Below are 19,475 nucleotides of genomic sequence, written 5' to 3' on the forward strand. Positions count from 1 at the left end.
CGTGCCCGCCTCCTATCCCTGTGCCGAGATTCCGAGGTCCGCCGTGTCCTTCAAGCCCGTCTCTCCCGATGCGCCAGCGCCCGACGCGCTGCCGTACAACCGTATTTCGCGGCCGTTGGATCGCCTGCTGGTCGCTATCGGCCAGGCCAGCGCCTGGCTCTGGCTGGCGGTTCTGCTGGTCGTGCTGGCCAACGTGTTCAGCCGCTTCGCCCTCTCCCGCGGCTCCATCGCGCTGGAGGAACTGTCCTGGCACCTGTTCGGCGCCGCGCTGATGCTTGCCCTCGCCTACGCCGTGGTGCGCGACGACCATGTGCGCGTCGACGTGCTGAGCGAACGCTTCAGTCTGCGCGGTCGCGCCTGGATCGAGCTGGTCGCCATCGTGCTGCTGGCCCTGCCGGTGATCGCGCTGATGATCGATGCGCTGATTCCCTATGCCTACAAGGCTTACCTCTACAACGAGCGCTCCCAGGCACCCAGCGGGCTGCCCCATCGCTTCATTTTCAAGAGCGTGCTGCCCATTGGCCTCGCGCTGGTGGCGCTGGCGCTGCTGTCCCGCGCGTTGCGCTGCAGCACCCTGCTGTTCAATTTCCCGCGGGCCCTGACGGCCCCCTCGGACGAGCGCGACCGCACTCGTTCGCAGCCCTGATGGAGTAGTCGCAATCATGGGTCTGGAAGAAATCCTCGTCATCGCCATGTTCGCCAGCTTCATGGGCCTGCTGCTGCTCGGCTTCCCGGTCGCCTGGTCGCTGGCCGGCATCGGCCTGCTGTTCGCCGTGGTCGGCTATGTGCTGGTCGAACACTTCGACGCCAATCTCTGGTTCACCTGGGACGGCACCATCGGCGTGCTCGACGCGCGCATCTACGGCATCGTCGCCAATGAGCTGATGGTGGCCCTGCCACTGTTCATCTTCATGGGCATCATGCTCGACCGCTCCGGCATCGCCGAACGCCTGATGCACAGCCTGGTGCGCGTGCTCGGCCCGCTGCGCGGCGGCTATGCGGTGACGGTGGTGGTGGTCGGCATCCTGCTCGCCGCCTCCACCGGCATCGTCGGCGCCTCGGTGGCGCTGCTCGGCATGCTCTCCATCGGGCCGATGCTGCAGGCCAACTACAACAAGAGCCTGGCGGTGGGCACTGCCTGCTCGGTGGGTACGCTGGGCATTCTGATTCCGCCGAGCATCATGCTGGTCCTGATGGCCGACCGCCTCGGCACCTCGGAGGCTTCGGTGGGCAAGCTGTTCATGGGCGCGCTGATTCCGGGAATGATGCTGGCGCTGATGTACGTGCTGTACATCGTCATCACCGCCTGGCTGAAAAAAGATTTCGCCCCGGCCCCGGTCAACCGGCCGAAGCTCGACGGCCGTGCCCTGCTCGACGTGTTCTGGGCCGTGGTGCCGCCGCTGGCGCTGATCTTCGCCGTGCTCGGCTCGATCTTCTTCGGCATTGCCACCACCACCGAGGCTTCTGCGGTGGGCGCCTTCGGTGCGTTGCTGATGGCCGCGGCCAGCCGCCGCCTGAACCTGCCGGTGCTCAAGGATGCGCTGTATCAGACCAGCCGCACCGCCGCGTTCATCTTCGGCATCTTCATCGGCGCCACGGTATTCGCCGCCGTGCTGCGCGGCCTGGGTGGCGACGACGTGATCCGCGCCGCGCTGACCGGCCTGCCGTTCGGCCAGACCGGTGTGCTGCTCACCGTGCTGGCGATCACCTTTCTGCTGGGGTTCTTCCTCGACTGGGTGGAGATCACCCTGATCATCCTGCCGCTGGTGGCGCCGGTGCTGTTCTCCATGGGCGTCGATCCGCTGTGGTTCGCGATTCTCTTCGCGCTCTGCCTGCAGACCTCGTTCCTCACGCCGCCGGTGGGCTTCGCGCTGTTCTACATCAAGGGCGTCTGCCCACCGGGCATCACCACCCGTGATGTCTACCTCGGCGTGCTGCCCTATATCCTCATCCAGCTGCTCGGCCTGGCCCTGGTGTTCTATTTCGCACCGCTGGCCACCTGGCTGCCGAATGAAGTGTATTCCCAGCCCTGAGCATGCCCGGCCGCCTTGCCCGTGGCAGCCGGGGCCAACCATAATCGGCCGCTCCAGAACGGACCCTGACTGCCCATGAGCATTGCCCGCGACGCACTCGACAACCACGGCCTGATCGTCGGCGTATCCCCGGAACGTTTCCGTGCCGTGGCCATGCCTCTGTTGTTCGATCACCTCAACGCGCAGTGTGAGGGCACCATCGCGGTCAACCGTCAGGCGCGCATCGTCTGGATCAACGACAAGTACGCCGAGAAGGTCGGTATTCGCGATCCGTCCAGCGTGCTCGGCAAGGAGATCGAGGAAGTGCTGCCGGCCAGCCGCCTGCGCGAGGTGGTGGAAAGCGGCCAGCCGAGCATGCTCGACCTGATGGCCTTCGGCGACGAGCACTTCGTGGTCACCCGCATTCCGCTGCGCGACGAGGACGGCACCCTGGTCGGCGCGCTGGGCTTCGTGCTGTTCGACCGCGCTCGCCACCTCAAGCCGCTGATGTCCAAGTACACCAGCCTGCAGACCCAGCTGGTCGCCACCCAGAACGAACTGGCCAAGGCACGCCGGGCGCGTTACACCATCGCCGGTTTCATCGGCAACAGCCCGGCCGCCAGCGAGATCAAGCGCCAGGCCCGGCGCGCCGCGCAGCTCGATGCCACGGTGCTGCTGCGTGGCGAGACCGGCACCGGCAAGGAGCTGCTGGCCCAGGGCATCCATAACCTCTCGCCGCGGGCGCGCGGGCCCTTCGTCGCGGTCAACGTCGCGGCGATTCCGGAAAGCCTGGTGGAAGCCGAGCTGTTCGGCACCGCCCCCGGCGCCTTTACCGGTGCCGACCGCAAGGCGCGCATCGGCAAGTTCGAGGTGGCCAACGGCGGCACGCTGTTCCTCGACGAGATCGGCGACCTGCCGCTGCCGCTGCAGGCCAAGCTGCTGCGCGTGCTGCAGGAGCAGGAGGTCGAGCCGCTGGGTTCCAACCAGGTCAAGGCGCTCAATGTGCGGGTGATCGCCGCGACGCATATCGACCTGGAAGCCAAGGTCGCCGCCGGCCAGTTCCGCGACGACCTCTACTACCGCCTCAACGTCCTGGCCCTGCGCGTGCCACCGTTGCGCGAGCGCGCCAGCGACATCCCCGCCGTGGTCGAGCACCTGCTGGACGACATCGCCAACCGCTCCGGGCAGCCGCCGATGGAGCTGAGCCCCGAGGCGCTGGCGCTGCTCTGCGCGCAACCCTGGCGCGGCAACGTGCGCGAGCTGGGCAATCTGCTGGAACGCGCGCAGCTGTCCGCCGACGGCCCGCAGCTGCAGGCTGCGCACCTGCTGCCGCTGCTGGGCGAGCAGGCGCGCTCGGCCGACGCGCCGGCCTATGCGTCAAGCGCGCCAAGCGCTGCCCTGCCGACCGAGGCCGTGCCGAGCGAAGAACTGCCGCTGCAACCGCTGGCCCAGACCCTCGCCCAGGCCGAGCGGCGCGCCCTGCAGAGCGCACTGGCCGCCTGCAAGGGCAACCGGCGGCGCGCCGCCATGGAACTCGGCATCTCCCGCGCCAGCCTCTACAGCAAGCTGCAGCAGCATGGCCTGAGCCAGCGCTGAGCGGGCAAACGCGCGGGTTGGCGCTTACCGCGACGCGGCAATGTCACAGCGGCTGATCTACATTGGAGGCAGGGCCGCCGACTCCCGGCGCCGCAACTGGGATGCGCGAAGATGACAGACGATGCAGGCAAACTCGTTCTCAGGCTCTCGGTCGGCGTACTGATGCTGCTGCATGGCATCCACAAGCTGCTGCATGGCGTGGACGGCATCGGCGGCATGCTGGCCGGCATGGGCCTGCCGACGGCCCTCGCCTACGGCGTCTACCTGGGTGAGGTGGTCGGGCCGCTGCTGGTGATCGTCGGCCTGTACACCCGCCTCGGAGCCCTGCTGATGCTGGGCAATATGGTCGTCGCCCTCGCCCTGGCGCACCGGGCCGAGCTGTTCGACATCGGGCCGATGGGCGGCTGGGCCATCGAACTGCAGGGCCTGTTCCTGTTCGGCTCGCTGGCCATCCTGCTGCTCGGCGCCGGGCGCTACAGCGTCGGGGGGCTGAACGGCCGCTACAACTAGCCACCTGAGTGTCCGGCACGGCGGACGGTCGTCCAGCGCGCCGGACACCCTGCCTCGCCCGCCTGAGCCCCAGGCGCCTCGCGCAACCTTCCCCGTTATCGACCCGATCCCTGCGCCAGAGCCTTCGCCGCAAGCGCGGCGACCGGCCATCGCCTGCTCTCCCTTCCTTCCGTCCGCTGGCATGTCATTGGCTTGAGCGCTTATGCGCCTACCCGGCGCACGGCCCGAAAACAAGAAGAAGGAAAGCCTCAATGATGCATCCATCCTGCAACTCGCTTGCGCGCTGTTCCCTGCCCCTGGCCTCCCTCGCCCTGGCGCTGCTGGCCAGTCAGTCCGCCCAGGCGGCGACCTGCACCGAACTGCTCGGCCGCGAGATCCCGGCCCAGGCCATCGGCCTGCCTACCAGCGGCGCCCGCGTCACGGCGGCGACCCCGGTGGCCGGCGGCGGCAGCGCCCCGCAGACGTTCGGCGCCTATTGCGATGTCAGCGCCGAGATTCGCCCGGTCGATCCCGCCGCACCGGCAATCCGCATGCGCCTGGTGCTGCCCGAACAATGGAACCGCAAGGCGATGATGTTCGGCGGCGGCGGTTACAACGGCACGGTGCCGAACGTCGCCGGCAACGTCCCCGCCGGCCCGCTGGATCAACCCACGCCGCTCGGCCGTGGCTACGCCGTGTTCGGTAGCGACTCCGGGCACGTCGCCGACCCGGCGAGCCCCGGCTCCTTTGCCTGGAACGACGAAGCCCTGGCCAACTACGCCCACGATGCGCTGAAGAAAACCCGCGATACCGCCGTCTACCTGATCGAACAACGCTACGGCGCCACGCCCGAGCGCAGCTATTTCGCCGGTGGCTCCACCGGTGGCCGCGAGGCGCTGGCCGTGGTGCAGCAATGGCCGACCGACTTCCACGGCGCCATCGTCCTCTACCCCGCCTACAACGCGCTGGCGCTGGACCTGCAGTTCGGCCGCATCACCCGCGCCCTCGCCCAGCCCGGCGCCTTTCCCAGCCTGGAAAAACGCGCCGCACTGCTGGAAGCCGCGATGCAGGCCTGTGACGGGCTGGACGGCGTGCGCGACGGCGTGATCAGCCATCAGGCCGCGTGCAACGCGCAGTTCGACCCGGCCCGCGCCAAGCTCAACGGCAAACCGCTGCGCTGCCCGGGCGGTGCCGACACCTCGCAGCGTTGCCTGTCGGATGCGCAGATCCACGCGCTGCGGGTGTTCAACAGCCCGATCCGCTTCAACTTCCCGCTGGCCAGCGGCGAGACCCACTACCCTGGCTTCAACACCTGGGGCACCGACCTCGGCCGGCCGGGTGAAGGCGTGCAGCTGGTGGTCAACCGCCTCGGCCTCAACACCCTGCAGCCGAGCTACCCGATGCCCGTGCACGGCACCGGCTTCGCCGAGGGCGCGCCCTACCATTCCGGCTTCTGGGATGAATGGGTGCGCTTCTTCGTGACGCGCAATCCCACCTTCAACTCGCTGACCCTCGACCCGCAGAACCCCGGCCCGTGGCAGGCGCGCATCAGCGAGCTGTCGCTGCGCCAGGACGTCAACCGGACCGACCTGTCCGCATTCGCCCGCAACGGCGGCAAGATCCTCATGGCCCACGGTACCTCCGACCAACTGGTGAGCACCCGCGCCACCGCCGAGTACTACGAGCGTGTGCGCCGCGACATGGGCCCGGGCAAGACGCAGCGCTTCCTGCGCTACTACGAGATCCCCGGCTACGGCCACGCCGCCAGCACCGTGTTCAACGCCGCCTGGGATTCGCTGAGCGCACTGGAAGACTGGGTCGAACAGGGCCGTGCGCCGCGGCGGCAGGTCGTTGCCGACAGCGTCGGCGTGCCCGGCCGCACCCGCCCGCTGTGCGAATACCCCGGCTGGCCGAAGTACGTCGGCAAGGGCGACGTCAATGCCGCCACGAGCTTCGTCTGCGTGCAGAGCCGCAAGGGCACCCGCTAGCATCTGAACCGGCGCCGGCTCCCCGGCCGGCGCCCTCCTCCAACCGTCCGCCGCGCTGGACACCGCCTCGCCAAAGCTGGCCGCGCGCCATACATGTCCAGCCAGCCGGACGCTTCCCATGCCGCTCCCGCGCCAAGGCAATGCGACGCGCAAGCGCTCTGGCACGCGCCATCCAGCCGAGCAGCCCGGCTACTTCCGGCACTGGCACGCCTTTCGCTCTATGCCCTGTAGCCGCCCGAGAGCGGCCCAAAACAACAACAAGAGGAAATACCATGCGACTGCACCACAGATCCCTCTGCCACATCCTCTGCGGCGGCGCCGTAGTGATCGCCACCCACCCCGCCAGCGCCGCCTTCGTCGAAGACAGCAAGGCCAGCATCGATTTGCGCAACTTCTACATGAACCGTGATTTCCGTTCCGGCACCGGCCAGTCCAAGGCCGAGGAATGGGCCCAGGGCTTCATGCTGAAAATGGAATCCGGCTATACCGAAGGCCCGATCGGCTTCGGCGTGGACGCCATCGGCCTGCTCGGCGTGAAGCTCGACTCCAGCCCCGACCGCGTCGGCACCGGCATCCTGCAGAGCGACCGCGACGCCCCCAACCGAGCCCAGGACGACTACGGCTCCGCCGGCGTGACGGCCAAGGCCAAACTGTCCGCCACCACCCTGCACGTCGGCACCCTGCAACCCATCCTGCCGGTGGTGATGCGCAACGACAGCCGCCTGCTGCCGCAGACCTATCGCGGCGCCTGGCTGCAGAGCAAGGAGATCGACGGCCTGACCCTGGACCTCGGCAAGCTCGACCGCGTCAACCAGCGCAACTCCTCGGATAACGAGGAAATGACCGCCTTCAACGGCGGCCGCCGCAACATCCAGTTCGGCAGCCAGACCAGCAGCGACGAATTCCTCTTCGCCGGCGCACGCTACGCCTGGTCGCCCGAGCTCAGCACCAGCTACTTCTACGGCGGGCTGGACGGCATCTACAAAGAGCACAACTTCGGCCTGGTCCACGTGCTGCCGCTCGGCGACAAGCAGAGCTTCAAGACCGACCTGCGCTACGTACACCAGACCGACGACGGCGGCAGCAACGTCGACGCCGATGCCTTCGGCGCCATGTTCACCTACAAGCTCGGCGGCCACGCCTTCGGCGCCGGCTACCAGCAGCTCAACGGCGACACCGGCTTCGCCTACATCGCCGGCAGCGACAACTCGCTGGTCAACCTGGTGCAGATCAACGACTTCGGCAACGAGGACGAACGCTCCTGGCAGGTCCGCTACGACTACGACTTCGCCGCCATGGGCATCCCCGGCCTGAGCCTGATGACCCGCTACCTCTCCGGCGACAACGTCGACCGCGGCCCCGGCGCCAGCGAAGGCAAGACCTGGGAACGCAATACCGACCTCGCCTACGTGTTCCAAAGCGGCCCGCTGAAGAACCTCGGCCTGCGCCTGCGCAACGCCACCACCCGCAGCAACTTCGGCAGCGACCTGGACGAGAACCGCTTTATCGTCAGCTACAGCCTGCCACTCTGGTAAGCACCACGCCGCAGCACCTCTCCTCGTTGGACTTCGCCGGGCCCCGCGCCCGGCTTTTTTCCGGGCATGAAAAAGGCGACCCTTGGGCCGCCTGTTTTCACGCTTCAGCCTCGCCTGCCGGCTCAGCTGTGCTTCGTATTACGCCGCAGAATCTCGTTCACCCGCTCGGCGGTATACATCCGCTTCGCCTCGTCGCTCGGCTTGTGCCGCACATCGAGCATCACACCCGCACTGATCGCCAACACACAAACGACCACCGAGACCGCCGTCAGAAAGGTATTCATCGCACGCCCTTACTACACAAAAGAAAACCTGCAGGCGGGGTCGCCCCGCCAAATGGCGCGATTCTGCGCCGCCCGCACGGCATGGTCAACGGCCTGCCATGCACCGGAATCCCTACCGTTGCGGCCTGTGCGCCGGGCAAACGCTCGACCTCAAGGCACCGCTATCTGCAGCCCGCCCAAGGCGAACCGCGCAAACACCGCCCAACCCACGGCGCTGATCAGACCCAACGCCAGATAACCCACCACGATCCCCAATGCGATCTGCTTCCACAGCCCGGCATGGGGATCACGGTTGTAAACAACCGGCTCCACGGAATGAACATCCCGCTCGGCACGAATCTCATCGAAACGCTCACGCATGGTTTACCTCGGTAAACGGAACAGCAAACAAAAGGAACGAAAAAAGGCGGCTAGCTTTGGCTAGGCGCCTTGGGATGTCTAGTGGGTGCCGCTGGACGGGCGAGCGGCGCATTATGAATCTCCAGCAAAGCATCTCACTGCCCTAGTGATCGCCATAGGAAGGGGCTTTCAGCACTTGCCCCTGCACACTACTGCACACCTTTCCGGAAAAAAGCCCAGAAGTAGTCACATGATTTTAAGGCGGCGAGATGGATCAAAAGGCGGTCTACCAGGGCATCCACATCGGCCGAAACCCGCAAAAATCTAGACTCTACAGCTACTTGCGCCTAGTATTCCGCCAGATTATGTTCCCGTTACCCGTCACGATTTTGGGTGTAGGACGCACACTAACTCGTTAGGGATTCCCTCATGGCTAAGCGCTCTCAAAAGCCTATTGCTCTGGATTTGTTCTGCGGGTCCGGAGCCGTTTCTTTGGGATTGAAGCAAGCTGGCTTCAACGTGGTTGGCGCGGTCGACTTCGACGCGGGAGCATGCCGGACCTATCGCGCGAACCACGATGAAGTCCGCTTGCTGGAAAAGGACATCCGTCAGGTTGATCCTGAGGAGTTCGCTGACCTCATCCCAGGTAAGCTCGACCTTTTGGTCGTGTGCGCTCCCTGTCAGCCCTTCAGCAGCCAGAATCGCCATAAGAGCAAGGACGACTCCCGGAATAACCTGGTTGAGGAATCAAAGAAATTCATCAAGCGCTTCAGCCCTTCGCTGGTCTTCCTTGAAAATGTCCCTGGGCTGGCTTCCACCGACATCTTTGATGGATTCACTGCTTGGCTCCGCACTGAGGGATACGATGTAGCCGAGCCGATGCGTGTGGATGCCTCGGAGTTAGGCGTTCCGCAGCGCCGTACTCGCATGATTCTCGTAGCCGCAAGCGGAGTCTCGCTTGAGCGGGCGACGAACATTGCGCGCACCAGTAAGAAAACGGTCGGTCAGGTCATTCGGGATCTTCCAGTGCCTCCCGTGGGGCGTGAATCATCAGGCGCGGACCCTCTCCACTACGCCCGTAAGCATTCACCGTTGAACATCGAGCGTCTTCGGCATATTCCCATAGATGGTGGTGGCCGCGAGTCCCTACCTCCGCACCTCCAGCTGGCTTGCCATAAGAACACCACGAAGAAGGGCTCCTTCTCGGATACCTATGGCCGTATGGCATGGAATGGCATTGCTCCTACGCTAACTACCGGTTGTACGGATATAACCCGGGGTAGATACGCTCATCCTGAGCAAAATCGAGCGATCACATTGCGTGAGGCAGCACGCCTCCAATCCTTCCCAGATGATTACGTGTTCCACGGCAACGCCAGCCAAGTGGCAACGCAGATCGGCAACGCGGTGCCTCCGGAAATGATGCGTACCATCGCGTCCAGCCTTAAGGCTGCACTCCGCCCGAACCTGTGACAAAACTTTCATCGTCTCGGCCTGCACCTTCCTCGGAACTGGTGTCGGCTGTGATGAAGCGTGTGCGTACGAAAGACACTGCTCCGGAGCTGGCTTTGCGCAAGTTACTATTTGCAGCAGGGCTGCGGTATCGAATTCACTACAAGCCCAAGGCTATAGCCATGGGGCGCTCCAATATCGACATTGCGTTCCCTAGCAAAAAGGTCGCAGTCTTCGTAGACGGATGTTTTTGGCACGGCTGTCCATATCACGGTACGATCCCGAAAGCTAATGAGAACTGGTGGGCAGAAAAGCTCACTAGCAACCGCACCCGGGATGAGCGGGTAACCACGCAGCTGATTGAGGCTGGCTGGGAGGTGCTGAGGTTCTGGACCCACGAAACGCCTGGCTCCATGGCTGCGAGTATCATGGAGCGATTAAATACCAAAAAGAATCGGTAACTCCTTTAAGACCTAGGAGTCTTCATGACACAGCTCAGGGTACGAGCTAGAGCCGTCGACATGCTCGGGCGGCAACAAATTGCGGGTATACCTACTGCAATTCACGAGTTATTCAAGAACGCCCATGACGCCTATGCTGAGCGAGTCGAAGTCGACTTCTATCGTCGTAATCGTGTGCTTGTGCTTCGGGATGACGGTTATGGCATGACTCGGGATGATGTGGAGAACCGTTGGCTTACGCTTGGTACCGAATCCCGGGTTCACGCCAACCATGAAAAAAACGATAGTTGGAAAGAATGGCGTGGCCCAAAGAATCTTCCTAGACGCGTCATCATGGGCGAAAAAGGCATTGGCCGCCTCGCTATTGCGGTTATTGCGCCAATAACCATCCTCTTGACACGAGCTTGCCGCCCAGATGGCCTCCGGGATCTTGTTGTTGCGGTTGTGCACTGGGGGCTATTTGAGCAGCCAGGATTAGACATTGGTGCAATAGATATTCCAGTTGAAGAACTACCCGGCGGCATGCTGCCAACGCAAAAGGACATTGGGCGACTAATAGACCGGGTTGAGCAAAACCTGCATAGCCTAGAAAAAGAAATTGAACCAATTGCTTTTAAACAGCTATGTCGAGATATCGAGCTAGCCAGGATCATTGGGCCGGACAATTTAGACAAAACACTTAACAGCGGCCGAATGGAGCCGCTAAGCCTTGCAGGCGAGGGTTATGGCACTCAATTCATTTTGCTGCCGGTAGCCCCGGAACTAGATGACGATATTGATGGCGGGGCGGACAAGGAGTCGTCAAAGCTAGAGCGAAACTTGCTTGGCTTCTCAAATACGATGGCCTTTGATGATCCAGTTATCAAAACTGAGTTCAGGGACCACTCTCAGCTCGACGTTATAGATCTAATTGGTTCAAAAAATTTCTTCACCAGTGACGACTTTCTAAAAACCGACCAGTACTTCGAGGGAACTTTTGATGAATATGGCCAGTTTGTAGGTGTTGTCTCGATTTACGGAAAACAGCGAGACTTCATTTGTAATTGGGCAGAAGGGAAAGGACGACAGCCAAAATGCGGGGCGTTCTCTTTTAGGTACGGATATATTCAAGGCAGGTCCGACGAATCCAGGCTCGCCCCGCAGGATTGGGCCGAGATGGATGAAAAAACAAATAGGCTTGGCGGGCTGTATATATATAGAGACGGCATAAGAATACTCCCATACGGAAATTCCGATTACGACTGGCTGGATATTGAGAAAAGGCGCAACCTGGCGGCTAAAGACTGGTTCTTTTCTTATCGACGTGGATTCGGTTATGTCTCGATCAGCCATTCCGAGAACGGCGCTCTTACTGAAAAAGCAGGGCGCGAGGGTTTTAGAGAAAATCAGGCATACCGAGATTTCCGCGCGATATTAATTAATTTTTTTCGACAACTAGCTTATGAATTTTTTCGGAAAAGCTCCCCGCAAGGGGATGATTTCTGGGCCGGCAAGGACACATTCGCAGCTCAGGCAGCTTTACTAAAGAAGCAGCAAGAAAAAGCTGATGCCAGGAGAAACGAGTTTCGAGAAGCATTAAAGATTTTTTTTGAAAAATATAATAAAGGAGAGTTTGAGTCAGAATCAAAGAGCATCTTAGCTTTTCTTGAGGAACGCCTAGACTACTTTAGATCCGAGCTTGATCTTGGTGATTTTGCGTCCAAAGCTAGGCTTTTAGAGCTAGAAGTGAAGCAGAAGGCGCGAAGCCTTTATAACAAATCAGTTATCACTAGTCCTAAAGGATTTGCCCTGACCAGCAAATTGCAGAAGGACTGGGCGTCTTATGAATCGATATCGAAGGTTGTTCGCGAGTCTATTCTTGATCCGCTGCGTGCCAATATCGATGATCTAATACGTGAGGCTACCGAAGGGAAAATTGCGTCAGCAGAACGTCGCAATATCGCCCTACAGGATGTAGAGAAGGAACGCGACAGCACTGTTCGCGAGCTGGTTGGTTTGCGCCGCGAAACAGCTGAGGCCGCAAGTTTCATGCAGGCAGCAGTAAAAGATGTTCTCCAAGAAGAATTCTCACATCTTCGAGTAAACATTGAGCAGGTCATTGATAAATTCGTTAAAGACTCAGCTGAAAACCCGGACAAAATTGACCAAGCGAGATACGAAGTAGAACGACGCATTACGGAACTACGCAGTAGAGAAACCGAGTTTCTTGATTCTTTCAAACGCCAGATGGTTGAGCTAGCTGAGGGTATACGCAGCCGTGAAACTTTGGATGACCGCTTTGCTGCCCTTGAAGCTCGTAATCAGGTTTTAGAGGAGCAGATTGAGTTCTATTCGGATTTTGCACAAATGGGAATGTCAGTCGGGATATTGCAGCATGAGTTTGAACGTGCGGCCCGAGGGATTAGGGTTTCAATGACCGAACTCAAACCATGGGCTGACCGAAACCCCCCTTTGGCCAAAATCTATAAAGATCTTCGCGCTCACATAGAGCATCTTGATGGATATCTAAAAGTACTTGATCCGCTAGGGCGCAGACTGCACCGCTCAACCGTATTGGTCTCAGGAGATGAAATACTTAATGTTGTTCGCAGAGTATTTGGTGAGCAACTAGCCGAATCTAAAATTTCTCTTGTGGCTACTGACGGTTTCCGATCCAGAAAAGTTGAGTGCAAATCTTCGGCATTACTAGGCGCCTTCATTAACGTTGTTGATAATGCTATCTACTGGATCTCGAGCCGCGCCGAAAGCAAGCGGGAGATAGTTTTTGATATAGATGAACATGGGCTTCTAATTTCAAACACAGGACCTGGTATCGAATCTAGGCTGTCTGATCGAATTTTTGAGTTTGGCGAGACCAATAAACCCGGCGGGCGAGGCATGGGCTTGGCCATCAGTCGCGAGACGCTGCGTAGGGAAGGATTTGACATAGAGCTTATTAGCACAGGTTTGGATATTAACCCTATCTTTAGGATTAAATCCATGAGTGAGGGAGAGTAGTATGCAAGCTGAAGCATTTGAGCGTGGCGATCCAGTCCCTGACTCGCAGGGAATATGGAATGAACATTGTCTATCCGCAGTAAAGCGATTTCTTAAAAGTGCAGTAGTTATTGACAACGAACCTTTCGTAAAGACAGGACCACCCTCCCCGGCGTTAGATTTTTCTCTTGAGGTCCCAGACGATGGCATGAGTCATCTAGACCCTACACTTACATCCATTCAGCTTAATACCGATAATTCAGCGCTTCATACTGAGCTAGAAAACCCGCACCAGCTGGATGTTCGAAAAATTTCTGATGCTTTCGCAGAAAACGGATTGGCATGCGCCTTTGTTCTCCCAGAGGATGATGCCTTTAACGAAGAAGCTGTTGTAAAACGAGTCCTTAACTCTGCGATCGCTTGCGACATTGTCGTTATCGATTGGTTTCTTTACGACGGGTCCCCAAACCTTACTAAAAGGATTCTTCGAGAGATAGCCGTAAGTGATGTTTCCGAGAATGGCCGGCTTCGTTTTATTTGTGTTTACACCGGCCAGCCGCTGACCGACGGAGTGAGCCAAGATGTTCGTGAGTCCCTTGCAGAGGGCGGCGTGACTGTTGATGAGATAGCTGACGGAGTACTTTATTCGGAAAAACAAAGTTGCTTGGCTATAGTTCTAAATAAACAGTCTGTCTCATCAGCCGACTTGCCGACGGTTTTAGTTAATCAATTTTGTAAATTTGCCGACGGCCTTCTTCCGTCATTTGCATTAGCGGCAGTTGGAGCCATTCGAAAGAATAGCCATCACATGGTTACTCGTTTTGGATCGCATCTTGATTCCGCTTATGTAGCCAATCGCTTGATCTCAGATCCGCCCGAGGATGTTGCGGAGATGATGAGAGAACTCTTAGTTGCCGAGTGTGATAACGCCCTAGGCTTGGAGTCGGTTGCTGACCGCTATCTTGATAAATATGCGCTGACTCACTGGCTGGCTCACAATAAAGATAAGTTTGTTGAGCCCTCTTATAAAAAAGGCAAAAATATTGACTCTCTACTAATATCTCAACTTCTTAACAACGGGATTGACAATAAAGGCACTAAAACAGATGCAGGAGAACCGGTGAGCTTTGGTATTGAACACCGGCATCGTGTCTCTGAGGCTCTTGCCGGCGGGCCTGCTGCGTCAAAACAGGCCGAATCAGACTTCTCCAGATTGGTTGTTTTCAAAAGGGAGGGCTTTGGAGATAGTAAACTGTTTGGCGGCGAGGGCTGGCTGCCTTCCTTAACCACCGGAACTTTGCTGCAATGTCAAAGCGGCGAGGTTAAAAGGTACTTCCTTTGCCTAACGCCAGCGTGCGATACGTTGCGTCTCGCTAGAGAAACACCATTTGTTTTTCTAGAGGCAACTATTGATGACGAGTGTTATAGCCTGGTTTTCAAAGATGCCGATGGTGGTTATCGAGGATTGTATTTTAGGGAAAAGCATCCTACGCTCGCCACTTTTTCTTTTCTACCAGATGAGCGCGGGCGTGTGCGAGGAGCTATTCATTGTCCCGAAGTTGGCACACCGTACTTTACCTTCTCGAATGTTGGCGGCACCCACGTATTCACTTGGATCGGGGAAATACGATATGCACGGGCCGCGAGCGAAATGGCCAAGCTAGCTGGCAACTGGATGCGCATTGGCATTAAAGACTCAGAATTCTTAAGACTGACCGAAGCTGGAAAGTTTAAGTCAATCTGAAGCGCCGAACCTCGGCGCTGGCTTTGCGTTTTCGTTTGCCTGAATCGCGAGGCTGGCGCCGGCTACCCGCAACTAACTGAATCGTCATGTTGTGCTTGCCTTCGGCACGTTTCGAATGCTTTCAACGTGGGTAGTTACTGCCTCAGAACGACGGCGTTTCAACTTCTTTCAATCGAAGGGATTCGATATATTCGTCAGGCCGCTCTAGCTGTTCTGATTGCTGCGTTTCGGCTTTCTGATACGCCTCAGCTGAGCGTTGCTTCGCGAACTCCTGCATTCCCTGCGAACCTTGGTAGATGGCAAATAAGAGAAAAGGAGAGAAAAAGGGGACAGATTTATTTTCCGCCAGACTCGGCCAGTGAAGCGGTGGGGTAACGTTCACGAAGCAGCCTCAACGGAAGGGTGCTGCTAGGCGATCCGGGAGACGGTAGTCACCGGCCAGAAAACAAAAAAAGGCGGTTAGCTTTCGCTAACCGCCTTTCTGTGTCTGGTGGCTACACCGGGACTTGAACCTGGGACATCAGCATTATGAATGCTGCGCTCTAACCAACTGAGCTATGTAGCCAAGTGGCGCGCATTATTCTCTGGTCGGTTTGGGCTGTCAACCCTGGCTCCGCAGATTTTTTATCCTTTTCAAACGGTTAGTTACGAACGGTCGGGCCGCGTAGGTGGGGGCGCCTAGCCTGGGCCGCGTAGGTGGGCACCTAGCCCGGGCCGCGCTGGTCGGCAGCCCAGATCGGGATCCTACGGCCCTAGCGGAACGAAGGCCGCGTGGCCAGCAGCAGGCCGGCGAAGATCAGGGCGCCGCCGATCCAGTGGAAGGTGCGCAGGGCCTCGCCCAGCAGCAGCCAGCCCAGCAGGGCGGTGAATACGGGCATCAGGTACATGACCATGGCTGCCCTGCCCGCGCCGACGATCTTCACACCATGGTTCCAGCCGACGTAGGCCACCAGCGAGGCGAACACGGCGGTGTAGCCGATGGCGGCAAGGTTGCTCGGCGTGAGGGCGAAGCCCCCTACCCGGCCCAGTTCCAGCAGGTAGAACGGCAGGATCAGCGGCAGACCGAGCAGCATCAGCACACCCAGCAGCACCAGCGGCGGCACCAGCAGGTGCCTGGCCCAGCGGCGCAGCAGCAGCGTGTAGAGCGCCCACGCCAGCACAGCGAGCAGCATGATGAGGTCGCCGCGCTGGAACGACAGGCTGGCAAAGGTCTGCCAGCTGCCGCGACTGATCAGGTAGAGCAGCCCGCCCGCCGCCACGGCCATGCCGAACCAGGCGCGGCGCAGCGGCCATTCGCCGAGCAGGAAGCCCGCGCCGATAAAGGTCGCCAGCGGCAGGCAGGTGTTCACCAGGGTGAGGTTGATCGCCTCGGTGCTTTGCGCAGCGGTATAGAGCAGCGAGTTGTAGCTGGCGATGCCCATGGCGGCGAGCACCGGCAGGCGCCAGCCGGCGGCACGCAGGGTGGCGCGGTGCGTCCAGATGCCCTTGGCGACGAAAGGCAGCAGCAAACTGGTAGCCAGCACCCAGCGCCAGAACGACAGGCTGAGCGGCGGGATGCTGTCATGGAAGGCGCGGCCGACCAGGGCGTTGCCGCTCCAGCAGAGCACGGCGATAAGCAGACCGGCGAAGGCCGGGCCCTGACGCGCACTCATCAGACTTGGCGCGGCGGGCGCAGACGGTATTGCGAGGGCAGCTGGTCGAGCCCGCTCACCGTGACGTTGAGATTCTTCCACAGGCCATCCTTGATGCCGTAAATGCAGCCGTGCACGGCGAGCGGCTGCCCGCAGTGCCAGGCGTTCTGGACGATGGTGGTGTGACTGACGTTGGCGACCTGCTGGATGACGTTGAGCTCGCACAGGCGGTCGACCTGTTCTTCCTCACTGGCCAGCTTGGACAGGTGCACGCGGTGTTCGTAGTAGAGGTCGCGGATGCTGCGCAGCCAGCCGTCGATCAGGCCCAGCTGGTCGTCGCGCATGGAGGCGCGGACGCCGCCGCAGCCGTAGTGGCCGGTGACAAGGATGTGTTTGACCTTGAGCACGTCCACCGCGTACTGGATGACCGACAGGCAGTTGAGGTCGGTGTGCAGCACGACGTTGGCGACGTTGCGATGAACGAACAGGTCGCCCGGCAGCAGGCCAACGATCTCGTTCGCGGGCACCCGCGCATCGGAACAGCCGATCCACAGGTACTCCGGCGTCTGCTGGCGGGCCAGTTTCTGGAAGAAATCCGGGTCTTCTTCCTTGATGGCTTCGGCCCAGCGGGCGTTGTTCTCGAACAGCGGGTCCAGTTCGCTCATCTCATGTGTCCCTGTGGGTCGGCTCGGCACCTTACGAGTCGCTGCAGGCTTTTGACAAGCCGCCGCGGCTCACTCGGGTTCGACCAGCTCCACCTTCTTCGCCCGCTGGGCACTGGGTTGCGAGATGAACGAGCGCAGATCACGCATGAAGTTGTCACGCCAGGCGTCCAGGTCGGCGGCGCGAATGGCGCGCATCAGGTGCTCGTAGCGATCCTTGCGTTCGGCCAGCGACATGTTCAGCGCCCGGTCGAGCGCTTCGGCCATGCCGACGCAGTCGTACGGGTTGACGATCAGCGCCGAGGTCAGTTCACGGGCCGCGCCGGCGAAGCGCGACAGCACCAGCACGCCGGGGTCTTCCGGGTCCTGGGCGGCGACGTATTCCTTGGCGACCAGGTTCATGCCGTCGCGCAGCGGGGTGACGAAGCCGACGTCGGCGGCGCGGAACAGGCCCATCAGCACGCGGCGGTCGTAGCTCTTGTTCAGGTAGTGCAGCGGCGTCCAGTCGAGGTCGGACATGCGCCCGTTGAGGTGCCCGGCCTGGCTCTCTAGCTGCTCGCGGATGTGCTGGTAGGTGCGCACGTCGGAGCGCGAGGTTGGCGCGATCTGCAGGAACTCGACGTTGTTGCGGTGCGCCGGGTAGCGGTCGAGAAATTCCTCGTAGGCGCGGAAACGCTCCACCAGGCCCTTGGAGTAATCCAGCCGGTCGACGCTGATGATGGTCTGGCGGCGTGTGTCGGTGGCGCGGCGCATGGGATGCGCGCGGCCCTTGTAGCCTTCGGCGAGCTGCTGGATCTCGTCCGGCACCACACCGATGGGGTATACCCCGGCGCGGAAGTTCTGCCCATAGGCGGTCAGGCTGCCGTCCGGCTCGATGACGCCACGCACCTCGCGGGTGATGTAGTCCTGAAAGGCCAGGCGGTCGGTGTCAGTCTGGAAGCCGATCAGGTCGTAGTAGCAGAGCGTCTTGAGCAGGTCGTTGTGCGGCGGGATGGCGGTGAGGATTTCCGGCGCCGGAAACGGGATGTGCAGGAAGAAGCCGATGCGGTTGCGCACGCCCAGCTGGCGGCAGGCTTCGGCGAAGGGGATCAGGTGGTAGTCGTGGATCCAGATGATGTCGTCGGGCCTGAGCAGCGGCATGAGCTTCTCGGCCAGCATGGCGTTGACCCGCCGGTAGCCGTCGTATTCCTCGCGGCTGTAGCGGGCCAGGTCGATGCGGTAGTGAAAGATCGGCCACAGCGTGGCGTTGGAGAAGCCGCGGTAATACTGGTCGTAGTCACGCTTGTTCAGCGGCAGCGTGACATAGGTGATGTTGCCGACTTCCTCGGTGTTGATGGTCGGGGTCGCGCTGACCTCGCCGCTCCAGCCGAACCAGATGCCTCCGGCCTGGCGCAGGGCATCGTAGACACCGACGGCCAACCCTCCGGCAGCCACCTTGCCCGCCTTGATCGGCGCGACTCGGTTGGAAACCACTACTAAACGGCTCATGGCAAAAATCTCGCTCTAGTCTGGTTTTGTTATAGATCCGGCCGGTTCGCCGAGCTCGCTCAGCAGCTGTTCCAGCCAGCCGCCGACCGAATGCACCGATGGCAACCGCTCGCGAGCCTCGCTGGGCCCCTCGCCGACCTTGATGGAACGCCCGCCCAGCGCATTGACGGCGGCGAAACCCGCCTCGTCGGTCAGGTCATCGCCGACGAACACCGGGGTGCGGCCGGCGAATGGCACCTCCGCCATGAAGGCGCGGATGACTTCACCCTTGCTCGCCCCGCGTGGCTTGAGTTCGAACACGCACTTGCCGGGCTGCAGGCTCAGCACCTCGGCGTAGCGCTCGGCGAAATGCTCGGCGAGCTCGCGGGCGACCTGTTCCAGCTGCGGCGCCAGGCGAAAGTGCAGCGCGAAGGCGACGCCCTTGTTCTCCAGATGCAAGCCGGGGTGCTCGCTGCAGGCCTCGGCCAGCTCGCGCTGGATGCGCTCCAGCTGCCGGGCATCCAGCGCCAGGTTGCGCAACTCGCCTTCGGCATCCCGGCGCTCGGCGCCATGCACGCCGGCGGCGGGCAGTTGCAGTGGCGCCAGCAACGCATCGAGCTGTGCCAGGGGGCGCCCGGAGATCACGGCGACGGGAATCCCGTCGGCATGCAGTCGTTCCAGGGCCGCAAGGGTGGGCGGCGGAATGAAGACGAGCTCCGGGCGGGGCTGTATTTCAGCCAGCGTGCCGTCGACGTCGAAGAAGAAAGCGCAGCGCCGAGCCTCAGGCGCAGGTTGGTCGTTTTGATCGTTCATGCAGGTAGGACTCCGGATCACGCGCG

17 protein-coding genes and 1 tRNA gene are annotated in these 19,475 nt (G+C 60.8%); 10 read left to right on the forward strand and 8 right to left on the reverse strand.

Going from position 1 to position 19,475, the window contains the following annotated elements; all coding sequences use genetic code 11:
• Window positions 1–43 precede the first annotated feature (43 nt).
• The 6 genes from VF716_RS19320 to VF716_RS19345 all read left to right on the forward strand — a co-directional run bounded on the left by VF716_RS19320 (window position 44) and on the right by VF716_RS19345 (window position 7,620).
• Window positions 44–646, forward strand: coding sequence for a TRAP transporter small permease subunit (locus VF716_RS19320; protein ID WP_102893828.1), 603 nt, complete (start codon window positions 44–46; stop codon window positions 644–646).
• A gap of 16 nt (window positions 647–662) precedes the next feature.
• Window positions 663–2,033 carry a TRAP transporter large permease gene (locus tag VF716_RS19325; protein ID WP_440552859.1) on the forward strand — a complete coding sequence of 457 codons (1,371 nt, stop codon included), beginning with the start codon at window positions 663–665 and terminating at the stop codon, window positions 2,031–2,033.
• Window positions 2,034–2,108: 75 nt separating this feature from the next.
• A complete protein-coding gene (locus VF716_RS19330) occupies window positions 2,109–3,608 on the forward strand; it encodes a sigma-54 interaction domain-containing protein (protein WP_125873094.1) in 1,500 nt (499 codons plus the stop codon).
• 111 nt (window positions 3,609–3,719) lie between these two features.
• On the forward strand, window positions 3,720–4,118 hold the full coding sequence (locus tag VF716_RS19335) for a DoxX family protein (protein ID WP_440552860.1): 399 nt from the start codon (window positions 3,720–3,722) through the stop codon (window positions 4,116–4,118).
• 251 nt (window positions 4,119–4,369) lie between these two features.
• The gene (locus tag VF716_RS19340; protein ID WP_440552861.1) at window positions 4,370–6,085 is read left to right on the forward strand and encodes a tannase/feruloyl esterase family alpha/beta hydrolase; all 1,716 of its coding nucleotides are present in this window, start codon (window positions 4,370–4,372) and stop codon (window positions 6,083–6,085) included.
• A gap of 272 nt (window positions 6,086–6,357) precedes the next feature.
• Window positions 6,358–7,620 carry an OprD family porin gene (locus VF716_RS19345; protein ID WP_440552862.1) on the forward strand — a complete coding sequence of 421 codons (1,263 nt, stop codon included), beginning with the start codon at window positions 6,358–6,360 and terminating at the stop codon, window positions 7,618–7,620.
• A 122-nt stretch (window positions 7,621–7,742) separates the two neighbouring features.
• Here VF716_RS19345 and VF716_RS19350 read toward each other — a convergent pair whose 3' ends face one another.
• Window positions 7,743–7,904 (reverse strand): hypothetical protein, encoded by a 162-nt coding sequence (locus tag VF716_RS19350; protein ID WP_020308439.1) that lies wholly within the window; start codon window positions 7,902–7,904, stop codon window positions 7,743–7,745.
• A gap of 150 nt (window positions 7,905–8,054) precedes the next feature.
• Window positions 8,055–8,264: a hypothetical protein gene (locus VF716_RS19355; RefSeq protein ID WP_013983798.1), complete on the reverse strand. Its 210-nt coding sequence runs from the start codon at window positions 8,262–8,264 to the stop codon at window positions 8,055–8,057.
• A 408-nt stretch (window positions 8,265–8,672) separates the two neighbouring features.
• Between VF716_RS19355 and VF716_RS19360 the strand changes: the two genes are divergently transcribed.
• From VF716_RS19360 to VF716_RS19375, 4 genes are read left to right on the forward strand one after another with little or no spacing between them, the layout of a single operon-like run.
• Window positions 8,673–9,716, forward strand: coding sequence for a DNA cytosine methyltransferase (locus tag VF716_RS19360; RefSeq protein ID WP_108242233.1), 1,044 nt, complete (start codon window positions 8,673–8,675; stop codon window positions 9,714–9,716).
• Between the two features lie 53 nt (window positions 9,717–9,769).
• A complete protein-coding gene (locus VF716_RS19365) occupies window positions 9,770–10,156 on the forward strand; it encodes a very short patch repair endonuclease (protein WP_108242234.1) in 387 nt (128 codons plus the stop codon).
• A 24-nt stretch (window positions 10,157–10,180) separates the two neighbouring features.
• Window positions 10,181–13,153 (forward strand): ATP-binding protein, encoded by a 2,973-nt coding sequence (locus VF716_RS19370; protein ID WP_108242235.1) that lies wholly within the window; start codon window positions 10,181–10,183, stop codon window positions 13,151–13,153.
• 1 nt (window position 13,154) lies between these two features.
• Entirely contained in the window at window positions 13,155–14,876 is a 1,722-nt protein-coding gene (locus tag VF716_RS19375; RefSeq protein WP_125482558.1) for a response regulator receiver domain, read from the forward strand.
• Window positions 14,877–15,018: 142 nt separating this feature from the next.
• Here the strand turns inward: VF716_RS19375 and VF716_RS19380 are convergent, their stop codons facing one another.
• The 6 genes from VF716_RS19380 to otsB all read right to left on the reverse strand — a co-directional run bounded on the left by VF716_RS19380 (window position 15,019) and on the right by otsB (window position 19,449).
• Window positions 15,019–15,258: a hypothetical protein gene (locus VF716_RS19380; protein ID WP_125482559.1), complete on the reverse strand. Its 240-nt coding sequence runs from the start codon at window positions 15,256–15,258 to the stop codon at window positions 15,019–15,021.
• A 106-nt stretch (window positions 15,259–15,364) separates the two neighbouring features.
• A tRNA-Met gene (locus tag VF716_RS19385) sits at window positions 15,365–15,441 on the reverse strand.
• A gap of 187 nt (window positions 15,442–15,628) precedes the next feature.
• Window positions 15,629–16,528 (reverse strand): DMT family transporter, encoded by a 900-nt coding sequence (locus tag VF716_RS19390; protein WP_019406308.1) that lies wholly within the window; start codon window positions 16,526–16,528, stop codon window positions 15,629–15,631.
• Window positions 16,528–17,172 (reverse strand): carbonate dehydratase, encoded by a 645-nt coding sequence (gene can, locus VF716_RS19395; RefSeq protein WP_125460626.1) that lies wholly within the window; start codon window positions 17,170–17,172, stop codon window positions 16,528–16,530. Before can ends, VF716_RS19390 begins: the two co-directional genes overlap by 1 nt.
• A 69-nt stretch (window positions 17,173–17,241) precedes the next feature.
• The gene (otsA, locus tag VF716_RS19400; RefSeq protein ID WP_037002483.1) at window positions 17,242–18,657 is read right to left on the reverse strand and encodes an alpha,alpha-trehalose-phosphate synthase (UDP-forming); all 1,416 of its coding nucleotides are present in this window, start codon (window positions 18,655–18,657) and stop codon (window positions 17,242–17,244) included.
• A 15-nt stretch (window positions 18,658–18,672) separates the two neighbouring features.
• Window positions 18,673–19,449 carry a trehalose-phosphatase gene (gene otsB, locus VF716_RS19405; RefSeq protein ID WP_019406307.1) on the reverse strand — a complete coding sequence of 259 codons (777 nt, stop codon included), beginning with the start codon at window positions 19,447–19,449 and terminating at the stop codon, window positions 18,673–18,675.
• Window positions 19,450–19,475: the final 26 nt, after the last annotated feature.

This window comes from Stutzerimonas sp. Brlt_14 (genome assembly GCF_051948915.1).
Classification (GTDB): domain Bacteria; phylum Pseudomonadota; class Gammaproteobacteria; order Pseudomonadales; family Pseudomonadaceae; genus Stutzerimonas; species Stutzerimonas stutzeri.

Bases quoted from the DNA above. Each gene is read 5' to 3' on its own strand.
- VF716_RS19325 (WP_440552859.1), top strand. From the start codon at position 663: ATGGGTCTGGAAGAAATCCTCGTCATCGCCATGTTCGCCAGCTTCATG.
- VF716_RS19330 (WP_125873094.1), top strand. From the start codon at position 2,109: ATGAGCATTGCCCGCGACGCACTCGACAACCACGGCCTGATCGTCGGC.
- VF716_RS19335 (WP_440552860.1), top strand. From the start codon at position 3,720: ATGACAGACGATGCAGGCAAACTCGTTCTCAGGCTCTCGGTCGGCGTA.
- VF716_RS19340 (WP_440552861.1), top strand. From the start codon at position 4,370: ATGATGCATCCATCCTGCAACTCGCTTGCGCGCTGTTCCCTGCCCCTG.
- VF716_RS19345 (WP_440552862.1), top strand. From the start codon at position 6,358: ATGCGACTGCACCACAGATCCCTCTGCCACATCCTCTGCGGCGGCGCC.
- VF716_RS19350 (WP_020308439.1), bottom strand. From the start codon at position 7,904: ATGAATACCTTTCTGACGGCGGTCTCGGTGGTCGTTTGTGTGTTGGCG.
- VF716_RS19355 (WP_013983798.1), bottom strand. From the start codon at position 8,264: ATGCGTGAGCGTTTCGATGAGATTCGTGCCGAGCGGGATGTTCATTCC.
- VF716_RS19360 (WP_108242233.1), top strand. From the start codon at position 8,673: ATGGCTAAGCGCTCTCAAAAGCCTATTGCTCTGGATTTGTTCTGCGGG.
- VF716_RS19365 (WP_108242234.1), top strand. From the start codon at position 9,770: ATGAAGCGTGTGCGTACGAAAGACACTGCTCCGGAGCTGGCTTTGCGC.
- VF716_RS19370 (WP_108242235.1), top strand. From the start codon at position 10,181: ATGACACAGCTCAGGGTACGAGCTAGAGCCGTCGACATGCTCGGGCGG.
- VF716_RS19375 (WP_125482558.1), top strand. From the start codon at position 13,155: ATGCAAGCTGAAGCATTTGAGCGTGGCGATCCAGTCCCTGACTCGCAG.
- VF716_RS19390 (WP_019406308.1), bottom strand. From the start codon at position 16,528: ATGAGTGCGCGTCAGGGCCCGGCCTTCGCCGGTCTGCTTATCGCCGTG.
- can (WP_125460626.1), bottom strand. From the start codon at position 17,172: ATGAGCGAACTGGACCCGCTGTTCGAGAACAACGCCCGCTGGGCCGAA.
- otsA (WP_037002483.1), bottom strand. From the start codon at position 18,657: ATGAGCCGTTTAGTAGTGGTTTCCAACCGAGTCGCGCCGATCAAGGCG.
- otsB (WP_019406307.1), bottom strand. From the start codon at position 19,449: ATGAACGATCAAAACGACCAACCTGCGCCTGAGGCTCGGCGCTGCGCT.